Origin of the sequence: Desulfovibrio sp. SGI.133 (genome assembly GCF_050313955.1) — a bacterium.
GTDB lineage: Bacteria > Desulfobacterota > Desulfovibrionia > Desulfovibrionales > Desulfovibrionaceae > Desulfovibrio.
Window position 1 is genome coordinate 99,743 of record NZ_JBNPMK010000003.1, and the last position, 22,279, is coordinate 122,021.

The 22,279-nt window shown below is 62.4% G+C and carries 18 protein-coding genes; 10 read left to right on the top strand and 8 right to left on the bottom strand.

Annotation, left to right across the window (positions count from 1 at the left end; translation table 11 throughout):
* Positions 1-13: 13 nt before the first annotated feature.
* Genes hisS through fmt form a run of 4 tightly spaced genes read left to right on the top strand, consistent with a single transcriptional unit; the run spans position 14 to position 4,634 of the window.
* Positions 14-1,285, top strand: a complete 1,272-nt coding sequence (hisS, locus tag ACQRBR_RS05530; protein ID WP_168936019.1) for a histidine--tRNA ligase — start codon at positions 14-16, stop codon at positions 1,283-1,285.
* On the top strand, positions 1,285-3,141 hold the full coding sequence (gene aspS / locus ACQRBR_RS05535) for an aspartate--tRNA ligase (protein ID WP_168936020.1): 1,857 nt from the start codon (positions 1,285-1,287) through the stop codon (positions 3,139-3,141). The genes hisS and aspS overlap by 1 nt, the downstream gene beginning before the upstream one ends.
* A 12-nt stretch (positions 3,142-3,153) precedes the next feature.
* Positions 3,154-3,666 (top strand): peptide deformylase, encoded by a 513-nt coding sequence (def, locus tag ACQRBR_RS05540; protein ID WP_168936021.1) that lies wholly within the window; start codon positions 3,154-3,156, stop codon positions 3,664-3,666.
* Positions 3,645-4,634 (top strand): methionyl-tRNA formyltransferase, encoded by a 990-nt coding sequence (fmt, locus tag ACQRBR_RS05545; RefSeq protein WP_303877847.1) that lies wholly within the window; start codon positions 3,645-3,647, stop codon positions 4,632-4,634. The genes def and fmt overlap by 22 nt, the downstream gene beginning before the upstream one ends.
* Before the next feature lie 191 nt (positions 4,635-4,825).
* Here the strand turns inward: fmt and ACQRBR_RS05550 are convergent, their stop codons facing one another.
* The 3 genes from ACQRBR_RS05550 to ACQRBR_RS05560 form a co-directional block, all read right to left on the bottom strand.
* Positions 4,826-6,352 carry a hypothetical protein gene (locus ACQRBR_RS05550; RefSeq protein ID WP_427812529.1) on the bottom strand — a complete coding sequence of 509 codons (1,527 nt, stop codon included), beginning with the start codon at positions 6,350-6,352 and terminating at the stop codon, positions 4,826-4,828.
* 269 nt (positions 6,353-6,621) lie between these two features.
* Complete coding sequence (locus ACQRBR_RS05555; protein ID WP_427812530.1) at positions 6,622-8,481, bottom strand: heavy metal translocating P-type ATPase; 1,860 nt, start codon at positions 8,479-8,481, stop codon at positions 6,622-6,624.
* A 178-nt stretch (positions 8,482-8,659) separates the two neighbouring features.
* Positions 8,660-8,935 carry a metal-sensing transcriptional repressor gene (locus ACQRBR_RS05560; RefSeq protein ID WP_040369674.1) on the bottom strand — a complete coding sequence of 92 codons (276 nt, stop codon included), beginning with the start codon at positions 8,933-8,935 and terminating at the stop codon, positions 8,660-8,662.
* A gap of 444 nt (positions 8,936-9,379) precedes the next feature.
* On the opposite strand from ACQRBR_RS05560, the gene ACQRBR_RS05565 reads away from it, so the two are divergent.
* On the top strand, positions 9,380-10,225 hold the full coding sequence (locus tag ACQRBR_RS05565) for a DUF116 domain-containing protein (protein WP_168936178.1): 846 nt from the start codon (positions 9,380-9,382) through the stop codon (positions 10,223-10,225).
* Positions 10,226-10,230: 5 nt separating this feature from the next.
* Positions 10,231-11,748 carry a transcription antitermination factor NusB gene (locus tag ACQRBR_RS05570; RefSeq protein WP_427812531.1) on the top strand — a complete coding sequence of 506 codons (1,518 nt, stop codon included), beginning with the start codon at positions 10,231-10,233 and terminating at the stop codon, positions 11,746-11,748.
* Positions 11,749-12,128: 380 nt separating this feature from the next.
* Here the strand turns inward: ACQRBR_RS05570 and ACQRBR_RS05575 are convergent, their stop codons facing one another.
* Positions 12,129-13,142 (bottom strand): ParB/RepB/Spo0J family partition protein, encoded by a 1,014-nt coding sequence (locus tag ACQRBR_RS05575; RefSeq protein WP_427812532.1) that lies wholly within the window; start codon positions 13,140-13,142, stop codon positions 12,129-12,131.
* An 80-nt stretch (positions 13,143-13,222) separates the two neighbouring features.
* Between ACQRBR_RS05575 and ACQRBR_RS05580 the strand changes: the two genes are divergently transcribed.
* Positions 13,223-13,624, top strand: coding sequence for a hypothetical protein (locus ACQRBR_RS05580; RefSeq protein ID WP_006006916.1), 402 nt, complete (start codon positions 13,223-13,225; stop codon positions 13,622-13,624).
* A 127-nt stretch (positions 13,625-13,751) separates the two neighbouring features.
* On the opposite strand, the gene ACQRBR_RS05585 is transcribed toward ACQRBR_RS05580, so the two are convergent.
* A complete protein-coding gene (locus ACQRBR_RS05585) occupies positions 13,752-14,537 on the bottom strand; it encodes a ParA family protein (protein WP_168936181.1) in 786 nt (261 codons plus the stop codon).
* Between the two features lie 270 nt (positions 14,538-14,807).
* Between ACQRBR_RS05585 and ACQRBR_RS05590 the strand changes: the two genes are divergently transcribed.
* Both ACQRBR_RS05590 and ACQRBR_RS05595 read left to right on the top strand, forming a co-directional pair.
* Positions 14,808-15,209: a response regulator gene (locus ACQRBR_RS05590; protein ID WP_303877857.1), complete on the top strand. Its 402-nt coding sequence runs from the start codon at positions 14,808-14,810 to the stop codon at positions 15,207-15,209.
* Between the two features lie 9 nt (positions 15,210-15,218).
* Positions 15,219-16,034, top strand: a complete 816-nt coding sequence (locus ACQRBR_RS05595) for a DsbA family protein (RefSeq protein ID WP_303877859.1) — start codon at positions 15,219-15,221, stop codon at positions 16,032-16,034.
* Between the two features lie 581 nt (positions 16,035-16,615).
* On the opposite strand, the gene ACQRBR_RS05600 is transcribed toward ACQRBR_RS05595, so the two are convergent.
* The 3 genes from ACQRBR_RS05600 to ACQRBR_RS05610 form a co-directional block, all read right to left on the bottom strand.
* Complete coding sequence (locus tag ACQRBR_RS05600; RefSeq protein WP_321128073.1) at positions 16,616-17,098, bottom strand: C40 family peptidase; 483 nt, start codon at positions 17,096-17,098, stop codon at positions 16,616-16,618.
* Between the two features lie 472 nt (positions 17,099-17,570).
* The gene (locus ACQRBR_RS05605; RefSeq protein ID WP_427812533.1) at positions 17,571-19,133 is read right to left on the bottom strand and encodes an ammonia-forming cytochrome c nitrite reductase subunit c552; all 1,563 of its coding nucleotides are present in this window, start codon (positions 19,131-19,133) and stop codon (positions 17,571-17,573) included.
* On the bottom strand, positions 19,126-19,593 hold the full coding sequence (locus tag ACQRBR_RS05610) for a NapC/NirT family cytochrome c (protein WP_006006938.1): 468 nt from the start codon (positions 19,591-19,593) through the stop codon (positions 19,126-19,128). Before ACQRBR_RS05610 ends, ACQRBR_RS05605 begins: the two co-directional genes overlap by 8 nt.
* A 313-nt stretch (positions 19,594-19,906) precedes the next feature.
* On the opposite strand from ACQRBR_RS05610, the gene ACQRBR_RS05615 reads away from it, so the two are divergent.
* Positions 19,907-22,246, top strand: coding sequence for an ATP-binding protein (locus tag ACQRBR_RS05615; protein WP_427812534.1), 2,340 nt, complete (start codon positions 19,907-19,909; stop codon positions 22,244-22,246).
* Positions 22,247-22,279: the final 33 nt, after the last annotated feature.

Here is a 22,279-nt window from a genome sequence, read left to right on the forward strand (position 1 = left end):
CGAGGTTTTTCACATGGCTGTTATCGCTAATCGTATCAAGGGCTTCGCGGACATGTATCCGCCGCAGAGCTCGCTGTTCACCCGCATGGAGAATACCGCGCGCGAGATCTTCAGCCGTTACGGCTTCGTGGAGCTGCGCACCCCCGTGCTGGAATACACCGACCTGTTCAAGCGCTCCATCGGTGAAGAGACCGACGTGGTGCAGAAAGAGATGTTCACCTTCCCGGACCGCAAGGGCCGCATGATGACCATGCGCCCCGAAGCCACGGCTGGCGTCATGCGCGCCTATGTGGAAGATGCCCGCTACAGTCGCGAGTCCGTGAGCCGTCTGTTCACCACCGGTCCCATGTTCCGTTACGAGCGTCCCCAGAAGGGCCGCATGCGCCAGTTCCACCAGATCAACTGCGAATGCCTGGGCTCCCACAGCCCCTATGCCGACGCGGATCTGATCATCATGCTCACGCGCTTCCTCACCGCGTTGGGCCTCAAGGATCTGACGCTCAAGCTCAACTCCCTGGGCTGCGCCCACTGCCGCCCGCTGTTCAAGCAGGCCCTGGTGGACTATCTGCACCGCCAGGACTGCTGTGACCAGCTGTGCGAGGACTGCACCCGCCGCATGGAGACCAACCCCCTGCGCGTGCTGGACTGCAAGCAGGAAAAATGCCGCTGCGTCACCGACGAAGCGCCTCGCCTGCTGGACTACAACTGCCCCGAGTGCAAGGAACACTTCGACACCGTGCTGCGCCTGCTGGACGCCGCCGGGGTCAAGTACGAGATCGACCACCGTCTGGTGCGCGGTCTGGACTACTATTGCCGCACCACCTTCGAGGTGGTAAGCGGAAGCATCGGTGCGCAGGCCGCCGTGGCCGGTGGCGGCCGTTATGACGGCCTGGTCAAGAGCGTGGGCGGCCCCGACGTGCCCGGCGTGGGTTTTGCCTGCGGCATGGAACGCCTGGCCCTCATGCTCGGGGACGAAGAAGCCCCCCGCCCGGATTTCTATGCCGTGGCCATGGACGCGCAGAGCCGCGACCTGAGCTTCGGCCTGGTGCAGCGCCTGCGCGGCCTGGGCCTCAAGGGCGAGATGAATTTCAGCGATGCCGGTTTCAAGGGCCTGATGCGTCAGGCGGGCAAGTCCAATGCCCGTTTCTGCTGCATCATGGGCCCCGATGAAGCGGCCGCCGGCGCCGTGGTCGTCAAAGACATGGACAGCGGTGAGCAGCAGACCCTGTCCCTGGATGCCGCGGCGGACTTCCTTGCTGCCAATTCTGACAATGGGAAAAAATAATGACTGAACAGACGCAAAGCCTGGACGTGCAGCAGGAGCACCAGAAGTTCATCGAAGACCTCGGCGACTGGACCCGCAGCCACACTTGCGGCCAGCTGACCCTGGACAACGATGGACAGACGGTCTGCCTCATGGGCTGGGTGCAATACCGCCGCGACCACGGCGGCCTCATCTTCGTGGACCTGCGTGACCGTGAAGGCCTGACCCAGGTCGTTTTCAGCCCCGATATCGCTCCCGCCGCGCACGAGAACGCGCACATCCTGCGTTCCGAATACGTGCTGGCCATCAAGGGGGTGGTGCGTCCCCGTCCCGAGGGCATGACCAACCCCAACCTGGTCACCGGTGCCATCGAAGTGGTGGTGCATGAGTGGAAACTGCTCAACACCTCCAAGACCCCGCCCTTCGCCATCGAAGAACGCTGCGACGCCGGTGAGAACCTGCGCCTGGCCTGGCGTTATCTGGATCTGCGCCGTCCGCGCATGCAGGCCAACCTGCGCCTGCGCCACAAGGTAGCCCAGGCCATCCGCCGCCAGCTGGACGACGACGGCTTCCTGGAAGTGGAAACCCCGGTGCTCACCAAGTCCACGCCCGAAGGCGCCCGCGACTTCCTGGTGCCCAGCCGCCTCAACCCCGGCCAGTTCTACGCCCTGCCGCAGTCGCCCCAGCTGTTCAAACAGCTGCTCATGGTGGGCGGTTTCGACCGCTACTTCCAGATCGTGCGCTGCTTCCGTGACGAAGACCTGCGTGCCGACCGCCAGCCCGAATTCACCCAGGTGGATATCGAGATGAGCTTCGTGGACGAGGAAAAGGTCATGACCATGGCCGAAAACCTCATGGCCCGCGTGTTCCACGACGTCATGGGCATGGACATCCCCCGTCCCTTCCCGCGCATGAAGTATGAAGAAGCCATGCGCCGCTACGGTGTGGACAAGCCCGATACCCGCTTCGGTCTGGAGCTGGTGGACATCACCGACATCGTGCGCGGTTCCGGCTTCAAGCTCTTTGCCCAGGCCAAGCTGGTCAAGGCCATGAAGGTGCCCGGCGGCGAATCCATGACCCGCAAGGAGATCGACGCCTACACCGAGTTCGTCAAGATCTACGGCGCCATGGGCCTGGCCTGGATCAAGATCAAGGAAAACGAGTGGCAGTCGCCCATCGCCAAGTTCCTGTCCGAAGAAGAACGCGCCGGCATCCGTGAGGCCCTGGACCTCCAGGTGGGCGACATCGTCTTCTTCCAGGCCGGCGAGCCCGCCATGGTCAACGCCGCCCTGGGCAACCTGCGCGTGCACCTGGGCAACCAGCTGGGCCTGATCCCCGAGAATACCTTCAACTTCCTGTGGGTGACGGAATTCCCGCTGTTCGAATACAGCGAGGAAGAAAAGCGCTATGTGGCCTGCCACCATCCCTTCACCTCGCCCGCGCCCGGTCATCTGGAGATCATGAACAGCGACCCGGCCCGCGCCCTGGCCCGTGCCTACGACATGGTGCTCAACGGCAACGAAGTGGGCGGCGGTTCCATCCGCATCCACTCCGCCGAAGTGCAGCGCCACATGTTCCAGGCCCTGGGCTTCACGCCCGAGCAGGCCGAGGCCCAGTTCGGCTTCCTCATCCAGGCCCTGGAGCACGGTGCGCCGCCGCACGGTGGTCTGGCCTTTGGTCTGGACCGTCTGGTCATGCTGCTTTCCGGTGCGTCCAGCATCCGCGACGTCATCGCCTTCCCCAAGACCCAGAAGGCCACCTGCCTGATGACCGAGGCGCCCTCCACGGTGTCCGCGCGTCAGCTGCGTGAACTGGGTCTGCGCCTGCGCGAGACCGACAAGGAAGCCGCCAAACCCGCCGAGAACGCCCAGGCCTAGCGGGAGGATGCCATGATTCTGGATATTGTGACCTATCCCGCTGCCAGCCTGAAGGAAAAATGCGTGCCCGTGACGGAGATCACCGACGAGATCCGCCAGCTGGCCGCCGACATGCTGGAGACCATGTACGAGGCCCCCGGCGTGGGGCTGGCCGCCCCGCAGGTGGGCCGTAATATCCGCATGCTGGTCATGGACCCCGCCGCGCAGGACGAGGAGAAGCAGCCCCGGGTCGTCATCAACCCGGAACTGACCCTGAGCGAGGACACCGTGCTCAGCCGTCAGGAAGGCTGCCTCTCCGTGCCCCTCAACTACCGGGCCGACGTGCAGCGCGCCGAGCGCGTGCACCTGCGTTACATGGATCTGGACGGCAAGATCGTGGAAGAGGATCTGGAAGGCTTCCCGGCCATCGTCATCCAGCATGAGGCCGACCATCTGGACGGCACCCTCTTCATCGACCGCATCGGCCGCCTGCGCCGTTCCCTGTACGACACCCGGGTGAAGAAATGGCTCAAGCGCAAAGGATAGTCTTCATGGGTACTCCGGACCTGGCCGCCGCCGTGCTGCGGCGGCTGGTCCGGTGGCCCGGCGGCGACGTGGTGGCCGTCTACACCCAGCCTGACCGGCCTGCCGGCCGGGGCCACAAGCTGACGCCCTCGCCGGTGAAAAAGCTGGCCCTGGAGCTGGGCCTGCCCGTGCACCAGCCCCTGAACTTCCGTCAGGAAGGCGCGGTGGACGAGCTGGCCGCCCTCAAGCCCGACCTGCTGGTGGTGGCCGCCTACGGCCTCATCCTGCCGCAGGCCGTGCTGGACATCCCTACGGTGGACACCCTCAACGTCCACACCTCCCTGCTGCCGCGTTACCGCGGCGCCGCGCCCATCCAGCGCGCCGTCATGGAAAATTGGCAGCCCGGTGACGTGACGGGCGTGTCCATCATGCGCATCGTGCCCGCCCTTGACGCCGGGCCGGTCTACGCCCAGTGCGAGGTGCCCATCGGCGAGCATACGGCGGGCAGCCTGCATGACGCCCTGGCCGAAGCCGGGGGCGAGCTGCTGGTCACGGTGCTGGATCAGCTCCGCGACGGCAGCGCTCAGCCTCGGGAACAGGACGAGAGCCGCGTCACCTACGCCGCCAAACTGGCCAAGGAAGACGGCTATATCGACTGGGCCCGCCCGGCCGCCGAGGTCCACGCCCGCATCCGCGGCGTGACGCCCTGGCCCGGTGCGCGTCTTCAGGCCCGTTTCGAGGGGCAGGACGAGCTGCTGCCCCTGCTGCTCCAGCCCGGTCGCGTGGACGAGCCCTGCGACGGTGTGCAGCCCGGCAGCCTGCGTACGGACAAGAAAGGTCTGTGCGTGGCCTGTGCCGACCGCTGGTACCGCCTGCTGGTGGTGCGCCCCCAGGGCCGCAAGGATATGGAGGCCGCGGCCTTCGTCAACGGCCATCTGCGCCCGGCGCAGCATGGCGTGTGCGGCATGGCCGTGCCTTTTGGCGAGTAGATATTTTTTGTGGGGGAATGGGCGTTTTTTGTAAAAACTGCCCCTTCCCCCACGCCCCTGACCCCGAAAAAAACGTTATCCAGGTGACGTCACCCGTCGTTGACCGGCGGGCAGTGACAGCGCACATGGACCGAAAAGAGAGAGGAAAGGCCGCTCCTGACGGAGCGGCCTTTCTGTTTTTTCTGCCGTGCTTATTCGGCTGAAGAGTCCTTTCGTTTGGCGATGGTATAATATCCTTGTCTGCCTTCGAGGGAGAGTGTGTCTTTTACCTCTGCTGTCAGACATTGTTCATCGATAAAAAATACTTTTTCAGCAGCGTTTGATGAATACCAGGATGCTTTGGGACACGAATTTTTAAAGCTGTATTCTCCTTCAAGGAATGGAATAAGAGATGATAACTTCCAAGTATTTTTTTCAGCCACAATGACAGTCCCGTGACGGGGGAGCGATGTAGGCTGGCTTTTATAATTCTCTATAGGAGTTGAAAACATTGTCGAGATGAAAAATGTCAGGATAACCATGCAGGATATGACACCTCTTTTTCCTTCGATATCGCATACTTTTGCGATAATAAGAGCGTAAATAGGGAATATCGGCATGATGTAGCGTAGTGTTTTGTAGGGGGCCATGATTAGCGCAGCGGATGAAAAGAAGACCGCTGCCGTAACTATGGTAACCCAGAATAAAGAAAATGATTTTAATTTATATAATACATATATCAGAATAACGCTCAATACTCCTGATATGCAGAGAAAGTTGCTGGTAACAAGTTTATAAAGATAGGATAGTGATTGCTGTATATTTTCTATTGGTGTAAGTGATATAGTTTTAAATAAAGATTCTGATGCGCGATATGATGTCAGTCCAAGAAAAAATCTTGGATAGATAATAAATATAAAAAGTATCGTTATGGCACTTATGAATGTTATTATTTTTAACCATTTTATATTTTTTATATACGAAATATATATCAATGATATAAAAAATATAAAAATATAGAGGAGTGAAAAGTATCCTGTTAAAATTATTAATGATATAATAAAAGAATAGCTAATGATGGTATGCGCATTATATTCTATTTTGGCTGTGGTATTATTTATTTTTTTTGTGATAGTGTAAAATAAAAATATACTAATGACGAAGAACAATGTTTGTAGCTGATAAGGACGATAGAAAAGGACATTAGCTATCGCAGCTGGTGAGAAAAAAGCAAGTATCAGGCATGTAATTCGTGCAGTGTCTGTTGTAAAGATAACAAATGAAAGTTTATATAATAATAGAAAAGTGATGATTGAAATGCAAATATTTAATATTCCAGCACGGATCATAAGCGTATCTATGCCGGAAAATTGACTTCCTATAAGCGATAAACGAAGAAGAGAATAGTAAAAATTTGTATGAGGAGAGTCTCTGTTATTTTCCCTTAAAGAAACAATGTCATTGATAGTGTCATAGATACTATCCTCGTATCCAAATAAATGTTTTTTTAGAGCATCTGAAGAATATAATACTCCTTCATCGAAATTTTTTTCAAATCCATATGAATTATATGTTGATATGACAAAAGATAATACTTCATCAACATGAAGCGCATCTTTTTTTACTATAAATAATGAGTATGTAATTATGACTAAGATAAAAATGATGCATGCAGCATATTTGTATTTTTTTGATGGTGTTATTTTTTCTGTGTATATTGTATTTGATGATATATTCATAATATTTCCTTTATTTTTTAAGACATATAGCTGAAAATATAGTATAAATCAATAGTATATAATAGGTATTTTGTTTTGTAATTTGTGTTATATTTATGTTTTTATCTGCATGAGAAATTTTAAAAATTTAATTAATTACAATAAGATATAGATATATCCTAATTTTATTTCTGTGACTTTAGAAGATAAGCTGACTGCCATCATAAAAAAGCCGGGGAGCTTACGTTCCCCGGCCAATCACAAATAGGTAGGTGCGATAGTCCTTATTTTTACGTTTTTTGCCGCCAGTTCAGGAGCAGGGCCGAGTTGATGATGACCAGCACCGAGCCGGCGTTGTGCACCAGGGCGCCCAGCACCGGCGAGAGCAGGCCGCCCATGGCCAGGAAGATGGCCGCGAAATTGAGGATCATGGAGAAGGACAGGTTGAGGGTGATGGTGCGCATCATGCGCCGGGACAGGGCGAAGATGTGCGGCAGTTCCTTGATGTCGTCATGCACCAGGGCCATGTCGGCGGCATCCACGGCGATGTCGCTGCCGATGCCGCCCATGGCCACGCCCACAAAGGCCTTTTTCAGGGCGGGCGCGTCATTGATGCCGTCACCGATCATGCAGACGGGCCGCTCCTGACGCTGGCTGTCCGCGATCCATTCCAGCTTGTCGGCGGGCAGGCAGTTGGCGCGCACGCCGTCCAGGGCCAGGCCCGTGCTGACGCTGCGGGCGGCGGCCTCATTGTCGCCGGTCAGCAGCATGGTGGATACGCCCGCGTCCCGCAGGCCCTGCAGGGTGGCGTCGGCCGTGTGGCGCAAGCTGTCGGCCAGGGCGATGAAACCGGCAAAACGTCCGTCCAGGGTCACATAGACGAGGCTCTGGCCCGCATCTAGGGCGCGCTGTGCTTCTTCCTTGTCCGTGGGGGAGAGGGCGATGCCGTTATCCTGCAGCAGGGCAGGGTTGCCCGCCAGCAGCGCATGGCCGTCCACACGGGCGGAGACACCGCGCCCGGGCAGCATGCGGAAATCTTCGGCTTCGGGGATGTCCTGCGTGCCCGCGTCCCGCACGATGGCCTTGCCCAGCGGGTGTTCGGAGCGTCGCTCCGCAGCGGCGGTCAGGAGATGCAGCTGCTGCGGCGCGAGTTCGGGCAGGGCGCTGTGCACATGGGCCACGCTTGGGGTGCCCCGGGTCAGGGTGCCGGTCTTGTCGAAGGCCACGACCCTGACGCGGGCCAGACGCTCCAGCGCATCCCCTTCCTTGACCAGTACGCCGTGGCGGGTGGCATTGCCGATGGCGGCCATGATGGCCGTGGGCGTGGCCAGCACCAGGGCGCAGGGGCAGAAGACCACCAGGATGGTCACGGCGCGCAGCACTTCGCCGGTCACGATCCAGGTTCCCGCGGCGGCGGTCAGGGCCGTGACTACGATCCAGGTGGCCCAGCGGTCAGCCAGGCTCACGATACGGGCCTTGCCCGCGTCGGCGGACTGCACCAGGCGGATCATGCGTTGCAGGGAGCTGTCCTCGCCCACCTTGACGGCGCGCATGTCGAAGGCTCCGAACTGGTTCACCGTGCCGCTGGACACCGTATCGCCGGGGCCCTTGTCCACGGGCAGGGACTCGCCGGTCATGACGGACTGGTCGATGGCCGTCTGTCCGCTGACGATGATGCCGTCCACCGGGATGGTCTCGCCGGGCAGCACGCGCAGCAGGTCGTCCACGCGCACTTCTTCGGCGGGGATGATGCTCTCGGCCGTGCCGTCCAGGCGCCGGGCCGTGCGCGGGGTCAGATGCACCAGCCGTTCGATGCCCGCCCGGGCCTTGGCCACGGTGCGTTCCTCCAGCAGGGCGCCCAGCTGCATGATGAAGGCCACCTCACCGGCGGCAAAGATCTCGCCGATGATGACGGACGCCAGCAGGGCCATGGAGACCAGCACGTCGGCCTTGATGTCGAAGCGCGTGAACAGGCCTTCGGCGCCTTCCTTGATGATGGGCACGCCGCACAGCAGCACGGCCAGCCAGGCCGGGTCCACAGGACCGGGGACAACTTCCAGAAAACTCAGCAGCAGGGCCACTGCCGAGATACCCAGGGCCAGGGCCTGCCGGGGTTCTTCCCTGAGCCATTCCTTGACGTCTGCCAGCATGGAGCCTCCTTGTCTGTCCGGGGCGTCATGGGCATCCACAGGGCCGGTATGTGCCGGAGGGCTCTGCGGCGGACGTGCGCGGGACAGGCGGGGTGGAAAGTTACGAACTGGCCTTCAAGATACCTATAGGGGTATAGGTAGTCAAGCGGGGGACAAAAAAAAAGCCGGGCAGGCCCGGCTAGCTGCGACGGGAAAAATGTTCCACGGCCTTGGCAAAGGCCGCGATGGTGGCGTCGGCATCCCCGTGTTCGATGCCGTCGCGCACGCAGTGCTGCAAATGGCCTTCCAGCACGATCTGGCCCACCCGGTGCAGGGCGCCCTTGACCGCGTTGATCTGGATAAGGATATCCTCACAGGGCACGTCCTTGTCGATCATCTGGTCGATGGCCTGCAACTGGCCCATGAGCTTCTTCATCCGGCGATGCAGGTTCTCCGCATCCATGCATTTTCTCATACGTCCTCCTTTCAGGGCAGGGGACATTATTGCGGGCCGTCTGTCAAGAGGAGGACGGATACGGGGGCAGGGTATGCTCCGGCTCCTGTCCGTCTGCGGCTGTCCCTCCTCTGCGTCCTGAAGCTGCAGTTGTGCCATGCGGACGGGCAGGGCACGCGACGCCTTGCCCGGAACGGATCGCGGCAGAGGCAGGCCGTCTTCCTGCCGGGAGGGGAGGCAAGGGGCATCTGTTGTCCCGGCGGGCTTTGGTGTAGGATGGCAGCACTGTGATCATGACGGGCAAGCCCGTCCGGTGTGTCCTGAAGGCCCCTGTCATGGCTGGCCATATGAGCGCTTTTTTTTCTTTTTTTGATGCCCGGCATGGCTGATGAGCAAAAATGCCGTACAGGGCATCTGTGGGCCATTTTCGGCCGTGTGACCGTTTTTGGCCTTCACTGGAGTCCTATGCTGCGAAAGTCTCCCTATTCCCTGCCCGCCAGTCAGTACGGCGGCGGGCGCAAGCGCATCTTCATCGGCCTGATGCTGGCCTCCTGCTGCGTGGCCTGTCTGGCCCTGGCCTTCTTCCTCATCCTGCCCTGGTCGGACTATGGCCAGACCCTCACCTGGTTGCCGCTGCTGTGCATGCTGGTGGGCGGGGCAGGCATCCTGGCCCTGATCTGGATGTGCGGCACGCTGGTCTGGCATGTCTACACGGGGCGCTATCTCCCCGGGGTGAGCAGCGTACGCCATGTGACCATTCGCCTGTTCTTTCCGCTCATGGAGCTGCTGGCCAAGGTGGTACGCATGGAGCGCAAGCGGGTGCGGCATTCCTTCATCAAGGTCAACAACGAACTGGTGCTGGCCGATCGCCCGCGCGTGCGGCCGGAGCGGCTGCTCCTGCTGCTGCCGCACTGCATCCAGCGCAGCGCCTGCCCGCACCGGCTCAACCATAATGTGGATCTGTGCCGCCGTTGCGGACAATGCCCCGTGGGCGGCCTGCTGCAGCTGCGGGACCGTTACGGTTTCCATCTGGCGCTGGCCACCGGCGGAACTATCGCCCGGCGCATCGTGGTCCAGACGCGGCCCCGCATGATCATCGCCGTGGCCTGCGAACGGGACCTTACCTCCGGCATCCAGGACAGCTACCCCTTGCCGGTCTTCGGCATCCTCAACCAGCGTCCCTGCGGTCCTTGTCTGGATACGCTGGTGTCCCTTGCGGCCGTGGAGGGGGCCGTGCGTCTGTTCCTCGGGCTTGAGGACAGCGCGGAGACCGGAGATAACGCTAAAAATAATCATTTTATTTCAAAGTGATACCTATGATAGGAACAAAAAGGAAAGCAGGCCGGGACACGGCCGGTCAGGCCTTTGCCGCCGAAGGCAACGGCCATTTTACGGAAAGCCGCCGTCTGCGGCAGCTCCCGCCCGCGGCCCCGGCCCTGGCCCTGCGGGCCCTGTGCCTGCTGGACAGCGCCTTCAGTGCGGGCTGCACCATCCAGGCGGCCTTGCAGCAGGTGCTGGAAGATACGGCCCGGCAGCAGGAAGGCGGTCTGGCCGAGCGTGACCGGCATCTGGCGGCGGAGCTGGCTTACGGCACCCTGCGCATGGAGAACCGTCTGGCCTTCGTGCTGGGCAAGGTGCTGCGGCAGCCGCTCAAGCTGCCTCTGCCGTTGCGGCGCCTGCTGGCGGTGGCGGCCTATGGGCTGCTGTTCCTGGATCGTCTGCCTGCCCATGCCGTCCTGCATACGGCCGTGGATCTGGCCCGGCAGCTCTACGGGCCGGGGCTGGCCAAGGTGGTCAACGGCAGCCTGCGTTCCGTGCAGCGTTTGGGGGATGCCGTCCAGGCTCCCGATTTCTATGCCGGGCCTGCGGAGGAAGAAACGTTTTTTGCCGAGGATGCGGCCGCGGCCCGCAAGCTGCGCAGCCTTGCCCTGCCGGAAGCCGAACTGCGGCTGGCCCGCTTCCATGCCGTGCCGCGCTGGCTGGTGGCCCTGTGGCAACAGGCCTATGGTGATGAGGCCTGCCGGGCCCTGCTGGCCCGTTCCGGAGCGCGCCCCTGGCAGGCGCTGCGCGTCAATGCCTCGCGTCCTCAGGCCGTGGATCTGAAGCAGGCCTTGCTGGCCTGCGTCCCGGCGGACGGGCCCGCGCCGCAGGCCGTGGGACGCTGGGGCGTGGCCTTCGCGCCCGGGCAGACGCCTGCCGCCGTGCAGGGCGAGGCGCTTGCCCGTCTGCTGGAGCAGGGGGCCCTTTCGCAGCAGGCGGCGGCCTCGCAGGAAGTGATGGCCGCGCTGGGGCTGGAAGACTGGCTGGGCCGTGGCTGGCCCGTCTGGGATGCTTGCGCCGGTTACGGCGGCAAGAGCGTGCAATTGCTGGAGCAGGGCGGTGATGTCCGTCTGTGCACGGACCGCAGCTTCTCCCGTCTGCGGCAGGTGCCGGGCCATTGCCGCCGCCTGGGCCTTGCGTTGCCGCATCTGGCCCTGGCCGATGCCTCCCGGCCGCCCGTCGCCCGCTGGCAGGGCGGCATCATCGCCGATGTGCCGTGCAGCGGCCTGGGCGTGCTGGCTCGCCGTCCCGATCTGCGTCGTCGTCCCCGGACGGCCCTTGCCGAGCACGCCGACCTGCAACGGGCCATCCTCAAGGCTCTGGCCGCACGTCTGGAGCCCGGCGCCGAGCTGGCCTACATCACCTGTACCTTGCATCCGCTGGAGAACGAGCAGGCCGTGGACTGGCTGCTGGCGGAAGACAGCGGCCTGGAGCGCCTTGTGCAATGGCAGACGCCCCACGACCATCCCTGGCTGGAAGGCATGTTCGCCGCGCGCCTGCGGCGGCGTGGGTAGGGGGAGAAGATGCTTGAGGGGGAAGGGGGAATGATGGAGTCCGGCAACGCTAAGGGTATCCCCTGGCTGCTGGTCTCTGCTGGTCTCCGGGGGGAGCCTGGATCTCCAGTGTGATTGACCTGAAAGATACGAACAGGGGGCAGGGTGTATCCTGACCGGATACACCGTGCCCCCTGTTGTTTTTTTTGTCACTCGTGTGGGAAGAGTTACTGCCCATTTTTACAGGGAGGGAATCACTGTCTTCCAGACAACGGCGGGGACCCTCCGGCCGGATCGGAAGAAAAGTTTTTTCAGGGATGGGGAGAGCGCGAGAGGGGAAGGGGCAGTTTTTACAAGAAACGCCCCTTCCCCTCTCGCCATTATCTTTCTTTGCCTCCCGGCTACTGCCGGGGAGTCTTGGCATCCACCGGGGCCGCGATGGCTTCCCCGGCGGGTTCGTCTTCAGGGATGTGGCAGTGCAGGCGGTTCAGCAGGGCTTCCAGCTCCTGGGGGCTGGTGTAGCGCAGGGTGATGCGGCCGCTTTCCATATCGCCGCTGACGCGGGCCTTGCAGGGCAGGGCGGCGCAGAGGCTTTTTTGCAGGGCGGCGATCTGAGGCAGCTTTTTGCGCTTGCAGGGGGCGGGCCGCTGCGGGGCGGCTTCGCTGGCGGCGGTCCAGGGCAGGCGCTGCTCCTCGCGCCAGAGGGCCACGGCCTCTTCGGCCTGGCGCACGCTCAGGGACTCGCTGATGATATGGCTGCGCAGCACTTCGGCGGCGGCCAGGGCGCGTTCGTCATTGCCCAGGGCCAGCAGGCAGCGGGCATGACCGGCGCTGAGGCGGCCGTGATGGAGGTCGTCCTGCGCGACGGGCGAGAGCTGGAGCAGGCGCAGGGCATTGGCGATGGCCGGGCGGCTCTTGCCCAGGCGGGCGGCCAGGGCCTCCTGCGTCAGCTTGAGGGTCTCGCGCAGCTGCTGCAGGGCCTGGGCCTCTTCCATGGGATTGAGGTCTTCGCGCTGCAGGTTCTCGATAAGGGCGGCGGCCATGACTTCGGCATCGCTCATCTCGCGCACATGCACGGGCACCTGTCCGAGGCCCGCCTGCCGGGCGGCCCGCCAGCGGCGCTCACCGGCCACGATCTGGTAGTGTCCGGGCCTGTCGGCCAGGGGGCGCACCAGCAGGGGCTGGATGATGCCCTGTTCACGGATGGAGGCCGCCAGTTCGGCCAGGGATTCGGCGTCGAAGGTTTGGCGGGGCTGGCTGGGATTGGCATGCAGATGGGACAGGGGCAGCAGGGTGGGGCTGTGTTCCGTGCCCGTCTCTTTTTCCGGCGTATCGTTCTTTTCCTGCCGGGCGGCGCCCATATCCGTACGGCGCAACAGGGCGTCCAGGCCGCGGCCGAGACCTTTGCTACTCATGCTCTCTCCTTGACATCATGCCGTGCTGGCGGCACTTTTTACGACAGTGATTGCCCCAAACCTTTTGACCAGAGGAAACCATGTCCAACAAGCATCTTCTGTACCTGACCGACCGTCAGGGAAATCTGGAAGGGGTGCAGCTTTCTGCCGCCCTGTGGTCGCATTGCGAGGCGGCCGTCGTCAAGGCCCTGAAGGCCATGGAGCCCCCCCTGGAACACCTGAACGACGAGCCCGTGGCTGATTTTGAGCGCCTGCTCCAGTTCTGGGATTTCCGTTATCCGTACAGCCCCGAGGTCACCTGTCCGCATTGCGGCGCCCATACCGCCGACTGGCGCAACGACCCCGCGCATCCGTTCCATCTGACCACGGCCAATCTGGGCGGCCTGCTGGTCTTCCGTTGCAAGAGCTGCCAGTCCACGGTGCGCCAGAAGCATTTCCGCGACCACATGGCCGTGGAATGTACGCCGTACAATCCTGACTAGCTTTGCCGGCGGTGTTTCCCGTTGCCGCTGTTTTTGCCGGGCTTTGCCCGGCTTTTTTTATGCCCGTAGCACGGGCATGACGGCGGGCTTTCCGGCTTTTCAGGAACGACCGGCCGTCATGTGCTTTTTAGCGCGGCTGCGGCATGCGGGCGGGATCGCGCAGGGCCACTTCCTTGGCAAGGTTGAGGTAGGCGTCGGCGCCCTTGGACTTGATGTCGTAATGGATGATGGACTTGCCGTGGCTGGGCGCTTCGGAAAGGCGCACGTTGCGCGGGATGACCGTCTCGAAGAGGTGGTCGGGGAAGCAGCGCTGCACTTCGTCGCGCACTTCGCGGGTCAGGCGGTTGCGGGCATCGTACATGGTCAGCACCACGCCCAGCAGGTTCAGTTTGGGATTGAGGCGTTTTTTGACCAGCTCGAAGGTCTGCAGCAGTTTGACGATACCTTCCAGGGCGAAAAACTCGCACTGCAGGGGGATGAGCAGTTCCTGCGAGGCGCAGAGGGAGTTGAGGGTCAGCAGGCCCAGGGAGGGCGGGCAGTCGATGATGATGTAATCGTACTCCGTGCCCAGGGGTTCGAGGCAGTCGCGCAGGTAGAACTCGCGGGCCATCTTGTCCACCAGTTCCAGTTCCACGGCCACCAGGTTGGTGCTGGCGGGCAGCACGTCGAGGAAGGGCGTACGGGTGCTGCTGATGCTCTCGTGGATGTTCTCCGGCGTATAGAAGGTGGAGTAGAGGTCGTGGTGCAGGTCTTCCTGGGCGATACCGATACCGCTGGTGCTGTTGGCCTGGGGGTCACAGTCCACCAGCAGCACGCGCTTTTCCATGACGGCCAGTGCGGCGGAAAGGTTGATGGCGGTGGTCGTCTTGCCGACGCCGCCTTTTTGGTTGGCTATGGAAATGATGCGCGCCATGCTGTCCTCCGGGCTGTGTTTCACGGGAAACAGGGGGAGCTGTTTCACGGGAAACAAACAAAAAAGTGAGGCCCCTCTGCCGGGGCCGCCATCTGCGGAACAAAATAAAGAAAAGCCCGGCAAATGGGAAGACGTGAACCGTCCGTGACAAAAAAATGCCGGTATGTCCGGCGGCATCGCGGTCCCCGCCATGGCCCGGGGCAGGGGTTCTTGCCCCGGATTCCGTTTCTGGCTAAAATCAGCGCCGCATTGCAACAAGGAGTTGGTTCCATGGCTGATACGCGCATTCTTCTGGTGGATGACGAAAAGGAAGTGACGGCCCTGCTGGGCAAGCGTCTTGTACGGCGCGGCTACCAGTGCGCCACGGCGGCGGACGGCCTTCAGGCCATAGAAGCCATGCGCGAACAGCCTTTTCCCATCGTCGTCATGGACGTGAAGATGCCCAATATGGACGGCATCGCCGCCCTTAAGATCATCGTGGAGCAGTGGCCCACCGCCCAGGTGATCCTGCTTTCCGGCCATGCGGACATGCAGCTTGCTGTGCAGGCCATGAGCGAAGGCGCTTTCGGCTACCTGATGAAACCTGTCGATTTTGATGAACTCCTGTTCAAAATCGAAGATGCCGCCATGCAGAGCCGGCTTGAAGGGCCGGAAAGCGACATGGCGCGATAGGATCTTTGCATGAAGAAACTGTTCCGTCCTCTGGTGCTGGGCGGTGTCCTTTTACTGGCGGTGGGCCTGGCCCCCGTCATGGACACGACTCCCGCCCGTGCCGCCACCGTCACCGACGCCAACTTGAAGCAGATGCTGGAGGATCTGCTGCGTGAACATCCCGAGATCGTCCTGGACGTGCTGCGCTCCCACAGCGAAGACGTGCTGGACATCGCCCAGGCGGGCGCCAATGCGCGCCGCAAGGCCGCCCTGGAAGCCCAGTGGCACAAGGAAGTGAAGAACACGCCCCAAAAGCAGATCTCGCTGTCGGGCCGCCCGGTCAAGGGCAATGCGGCGGCGCCGGTGCGCATCGTGGCCTTTTCGGACTTCACCTGCCACTATTGCCAGCAGGCCACCCATGTGCTGGACGAGATCATGAAGAAATACGGCAAGAACGTCAGCCTGGTCTACAAGCACATGCCGCTGGACGAGCAGGGCCCCGGCATGCTGGCCGCCCGCTACTTCGTGGCCGTGGCCGCGCAGAGCGAGAGCAAGGCCTGGAAGTTCTATGACGCCATGTACGCCGACCGCGACCGTCTGCTGCTGGAAGGCCAGAAGTTCGTGGATGAGGTCTGCGACAAGCTGGGCCTGGACAAGGACCGCCTGAAAAAGGACGCCGCCAGCGACAAGACGGCCCGGATCATCGCCCAGGATCTGGACGATGCCAAAAAGTTGAAGATCGACGGCACGCCCTGCTTCCTGGTCAACGGCCTGATGGTGCGGGGCGCACTGTCCGAACCCCTGTTCGAAGCGGCCGTGGACATCGCTCTGGAAGCGGCACGCTAACATCTGGTCATGACCGTACGAAGACCGGCTGCGGGATACCCCGTATGCCGGTCTTTTTTTATGCCTTCGAGCCGGGCTGAAGACGGATGGGCCTGCCGGGCCCGAGGAGCGGGGAGGATGGTAGTGCCCGTTTCGCGATGGAGTTTTTTTGCCGGGCTGTCAGGGGGCGGGCATCCGTCCGGAAAGCAGGGGGACTGCCGGGATGGTTCGGCGGTCCGTTTTTATTGAAAAGGACAGCGCGTGCTGCTGACGTCCGTCAGGCGTGCGGGATGGCGCGGCAGGAAAAGATGAGACCGTCGATGCGAGGGGGGCGGACAAGGCAAAGGACAGCCCGGAGGCTGTCCTTTATGTGAAGGCCGGGCGTGGCGAAACGCCCGTCAAGATTAGCTGGAATAAAAAGTGGAAATCTCACTGCAACGCTACGTCAAAAAACTCCTGATGGCAAGATGCCAGCCCCTACGCCCGCAGAGGAAAAAGGCCGGTCTGCGGGAAAGGGCGGCCTGTCGGGCCGGATGCCTGGAAAAAAGGTGCAAAAAAAGCGCGGGCGACCGCGCTTTTTTTCGTCCTTTTCTGCAAAGGGATCAGATGACGATGCGGCGTACCGCGATGAGCCTGTTGCCCCAGTAGGGCTCCATGTTTTCCCGGCGTACGGTCTTGCCGCGGCTGGGACTGTGGATGAAGGTATTGTTGCCCGCATAGATGCCGGTATGCAGGCCGCGGGGGCCGCTGCTGGTTCTGAAGACCATGATGTCGCCGGGCCGGGGCGAGCTCTTGGGCACGGCATATCCGGCTCGCGCCTGGTCCACGGTCACGCGCGGGACCTTGAGGCCGTTTTGGCGGTAGGCCCACCAGATGAGGCCCGAGCAGTCGAAACCGCGGGAGGGAGAGGCCCCGCCCATGCGGTATTGCTTGCCTTCCTGGCTGGAGGCCGTGCGTACGATGTTCTGGGCCCGCTGGGGATCGTTGTAGCCGGGATCGTCCGGCTGGAACATGGCACAGCCCGATGCGCTGCCCAGAATCAGGGCCAGGAAAAATATCTGAAAAAGACGGCGATAGGTTCTCATGATCCGCTCTGCCTGAAAGTTTGAAAGTCACGGCGTGGAGATGCCGTCGGAAAAACTGTTTTCCAGATGCAAAGCAAATACCGGGCCAAAAGGGCATACGTTGGGATATTTTTATAAATAGTAAGTAAAAACAGATAGATGTTGTTTAAAGGAACAGTATGCCAGCCCATAGGAGCAGACAAAAATCTGTCATCCTTTTCGCATGAAATGGGGCGGGCGTCAAAGTTTCCACGCCGCCGGAGCCGCCGTGCGGCTGTGGCAGGGGCCTAAAAAAAGGGGGCCCCTTGCGGGGCCCCGGGGGTGGAGGATGAGGCATGGCCGGGCCGTTGCATGAAAGGTCGGGGAGGGGGAGGGGAATCCCCTCCCCGATGCGGCCCGGTGACGGCCCGTGGGCCGTGCCCGCGCTGCTGTTTTCCTCAGGACGAGGCGGGACCGGCAGGGCTGCCGATCCCGTTTCAGGGCTGTCGAGGCCCTAGCGGGCGTTCAGTTCCTGACCGTCCCACACCTGTTCGGCCTTGGGCAGCACAGGCAGGAGCTGCGTCCAGGGATGCTGCTTCAGGAAATCGGCATCCTGCTGCAGCTTGCGGCTCATGTTCAGGATGGGCGGCACGATCTGCTTGATGTCCCCGGCCAGGGCGGGGCTGATGCTGTAGCCGGTGGCCTGTTCGGCCAGAGCCACGGCCTTGTGGCTGAACTCCATGGAGCTCATGAGGGTGTCCAGGGCCTTGGCGGGGTTATGGAAGCCCACGCTGTTCTCGGCGGACACGTAGTCCCAGTAGAGCTGGCCCTTGCGGACCATCTCGCGGGCCTCGGCCATCAGGCTGTCGTAGTTGGCGGCGCGCTGTTCGGCGGGCACCGCGTTGGCCAGGCGCACGGCCTCGTGGGCGCGCACGGATTCTTCCTGGGCCTTGAGCAGCTGCTTGAAGGTCTTTTCCTGGGTGTAGAGCACGCGGCCGCGCAGGTAATCGGCGGTCTTGTCGGCATGGCACTGGCGGCAGGCGCGCAGCTCGGGATCCTTGAGCGGCGAGGTCATCCAGTGGCTGGAGACCTTCTTGCCGTCCACGCGCTGATAGGGCATGTGGCAGTCCGCGCAGGAGACGCCGGCGGCGCCGTGGGTGCCGTCGATGAAGGTCTCGTACTCGGGATGCTGCATCTTGATCATGGGCACCTTGGAGGCCGCATGCACCCAGTCGGTGAAGGGCCCGCTGCTGCCGTCGGCCTGCTTGGGACCGTGGCTCTTGTAGTACTCATACATGTCGCCGGGGCCGAAGCCCTTGTCCCAGGGGAAGACGGGACGGCCGGCGGGCCCGTTGTCCTTGTGGGTGAAGTAGTATTCCACATGGCACTGGGCGCAGACCAGGGAGCGCTTCTCGTTGCGGGAGAGCTTGTTCCAGTCCTTGCCGGAACGCTTCAGCCAGTCCTTGAGCGGTTCGGAGTAGGGGCGCAGCTCCATGGTTGCCGGATCGTGGCAGTTGCTGCAGCCGATGGTCTCGTCCATCTCGTTGATGGCGTCCTTGCCGCGGAAGGTGTTCACGTCCTTGCTCCAGAAGGCGTCACCGTACTTGCCGACCCATTCCATCATCTTGGGGGTCTTGCAGTTCCAGCAGGTGGCGGGCAGGCCGCCCTTTTCCCCGTAGCGGTTGATGCGGTCGATGTTGACGAAGTCCTTGACGGCATAGGTATGGCCGCGGGCCTCATTGTATTCGTACATGAAGGGATAGCCCAGCCAGAGGTTCTTCAGGTAGGGCTGGGCATGCTTGTAGCCCTTGGGCAGGGGATTCACGTCGTCGTTCTTGTGGAACGGCACCGAGCCCTTGTACTCGGTCATGGCGGACGTCTCGTTGTTTTTCTGGTACGAGGCGTACTGATGCGGGAAGGCCTCCTTGAAGGCCGAGATGCGGGTCTCGCCCGCGGGCAGGCCGGTCTTGTATTCCGGGGCCTTCAGTTCGGTGTCCACGTCCTGGCAGCCGCCCAGCAGGGGCAGCGCCAGCAGGGCCGCGGCCGCAAGGGTGAGGCCGAAGAGTCGATTAGTCATAAGCAACCGTCCTTGTGCTGATGGGCTTGTGGCGCATGTGGGCCATATTGCGGTGGCAGTCCACGCAATAGGGCTTGGCATCCATGCTGGCCACTTCGCTGTTGGTGGCAAAGTGGCAGGCCTTGCAATTCTCGTTGACCACGTCGCGGGTGCGCGCGCTGAGCGGGCGGGGGATGTCCTTGCCGGACACGTTGCCCATGAAGTCGCGCAGCCCTTCCTGTGCCTTGAACGGCAGCTTGGCCAGCAGGTTGTGCGGGGCGTGGCATTCGTTGCAGGCGAGCTTGGCATGCGTAGACAGCTTGTGCGTCACGGCGGCCTCCTGCATGATGTGGCAGCTGGCGCAGAACGGACGCTGGTCCGTCGAGACCATGGCAAAAGCCATCACGGCCAGCAGTGCCGCGCCCGCTGCCAGACCACCCAGAAAGACTTTGAGCCAGGGTCCTGTGCGGGGTGTACCCATAAAGAGCCTCCTTCGTTGATATCGTCGCCTGTCCCGCACCAAGGGGCAGGGGGACGATCTGAGCATGACGCCGGTCCCCTCCGGCGTTTGTTCCAAAAAGAGCAAGGGCCGTGCCAGTTGGGACGAATGTGAGCATATTCACATTTTTTCTTGTCTTATCAGTATATTGCTGAACAAGTTGTCGTTATTCCCCCGGCAGGGCTCTTGTGATTTTCAGAAAAAAAAGACAGATTTTCCGAAAAATCTGACAACTCCGGTCCTGTTTCCGCCGCCGGGATACCCCGGCGTGTCCGGACGGGCCGACGGAGGAACCATGTCCGACCCCGTGCGCGTGCCGCCCTCCGGCGGACCCGGACACTGGCGGCGCTGGCTGTTGCCCGTGCTGGCCAGTGCCGCCTGGCTGGTCCTGACCTTTTTCCTGTACCGCCATGCCGTGCAGGGCGAGCAGGCCCACCTGCTGGAGCTCTGCCACACCCGGCTGGCGGCCACGGCCCATCAACTCATGGATGCCCGTGACTGGAACGCGGGCCACGGCGGTGTCTATGTGCCCCTGAGCGTCTATGGCGAGCCCAATCCCTGGCTGCCGGAAAAGGACAGGACCCTGCAGACCGCCGACGGGCGGACGCTGGTGCTCATGAATCCCGCCTACATGAGCCGCCAGATGGCCGAACGCCTCACCGAGCCCGGCTTCCGTCTGGCCATCGTGGGCCAGGCTCCCCTGCGGCCGGGCAACCGGGCCGATGACTGGGAACGGCGGATACTGACCACGGCCACGCAGGGCGGGCAGGTCTTCTTCAGCGGGGAGGACTGCCTGCCGCAGGGGCGTTTGCGCCTGCTCAGGACGCTGGCCGCGCAGGAAAGCTGTCTGCGCTGTCATCAGGGCCACAAGGAAGGGGATATGCTGGGCGGTATCAGCATCAGCATGGATGCCGCCGCCTATGTGCGGGATCTGGAGCGTAAGCAGCGGGAGCTGGGCCTGCTGTATGGCCTGCTGGCCCTGACCGGGGTGCTGGCCGTGGGCGGCATCACCAGCAACCTGACCTTGCGGCGTCTGCAGGCCGAGGAGAAGAGCCGCCTCAAAAGCGCCTTCATGGGGCGCCTCAGCCACGACATGCGTACCCCGCTGGCGGCCATGCTGGGCATGAGCGATCTGCTCGACCGTCAGGACTGCGGGACGGAGCAGCGGCATACGGCCCTGGCCTATCTGCGCCGGGCCTGCGGGGCCCTGCTGGAAATGGTGGACGACATCACCGACCATGCGTCGCTGGAGCAGGGGGAGGTGCGTTTGCGCTGCCGGACCTTCGACCTGCCTACGTGCCTGCGGGCCTGTGCGGATCTGTACAGACCGGCGGCGGAGGCCAAGGGGCTGGAGCTGTTGTTGCATCTGGCGCCGCAGCTGCCCCGGCAGGTCCGTGGTGACGGTTTCCGGCTGCGGCAGGCCCTGGGCAATCTGGTGAGCAATGCCGTCAAATTTACGGAACAGGGTCGTATAGAGGTAGAGGCAGACGGGGAACGTCTGGCTTCCGGTGCCTTCCTGCTGCGGCTGGACGTCCGGGACAGCGGGCCCGGACTGGAGCCCGGTGAGGAAAGGACGGTCTTTGAGAGCTTTCACCGGGGCAGTGCCGCCGGCGGCAAACCGGGAACCGGTCTGGGGTTGAATATCGTGCGTACCATCGCCCGCCGTATGGGCGGGGACGTGCAGGTGCGTTCCTGCCCCGGACAGGGCTGCACGTTCACGCTGGAAGTGCGCCTGGAGATCGTGGAGGGCGGCCCCGGCCCCAAGTCCGGGCCCCTGTGCCCGGCGGAAGAAAACGGCACGGCTCCGGCCCCTGCGGCGGGCCCCTTGCAGGGCCTGCGGGTGCTGGTGGCCGAGGATGACGCCGCGGGCCGCTATCTGCTCGAAGTGCGCTTGCGGGAGCAGGGCTGCACCGTGGGCCTTGCCGCTGACGGGGAACAGGTCCTGGACATGCTGGCCGCCGCAGCATGGGACGTCATCCTGCTGGATGCCGGCATGCCGCGCATGGACGGCCTGACCGTGCTGGAGCGCATCCGCACCGGGCGGAGCGCCGCGCCCCGGGAGCAGATGGTGATCGTCCATTCCGCCGGTCTGGCCCCCGATGAGGAGGCGCGCTTCCGGTCGCTGGGCGTACGGGCCCTGCTGGACAAGCCGGTTCCCCCGGCCATGCTGCTGGCCGCGTTGCGGGACGTGCCCCGTGGCTGTCCCGACGACGGTCAGCCAGCACCGAAGCCCCGTGATACGGAGGCTGAGGCTCCCGTCATTTGGGACAGGGCGGCCGCGCTGGCGGCCGCGGATCAGGACGAAGAGCTGCTGCATACCCTGGTCACGGCCTTGCGGGAGGACCTGCCGCGTCTGGACGCAGCGCTTGCAGCTGCCCGAAACCTGGCCGCAGATCCCACGGCCCCGGCGGCCCAGACGGCGGAGGCCCTGCGCCGGGCGGCCCATGCCCTGAAGAATTCCGCGGCCACGCTCTGTTTTGAGGAGCTGCGTCTCAGGGCGGCGGCCCTGGAGCAGGCGGCACGGCAGGTACTGGCGGAGACGCCGGAGAACGCGGAAGGGCTGGGACCCTTGGCGGCGGCCTGTGCCGCAGCTTTGGCTCGCGCCGCAGAAGTCCTGCGGCGGGAAGACGTCTGATGCCGGTGTCTTCGCGGAGGACCATGCCGCCGT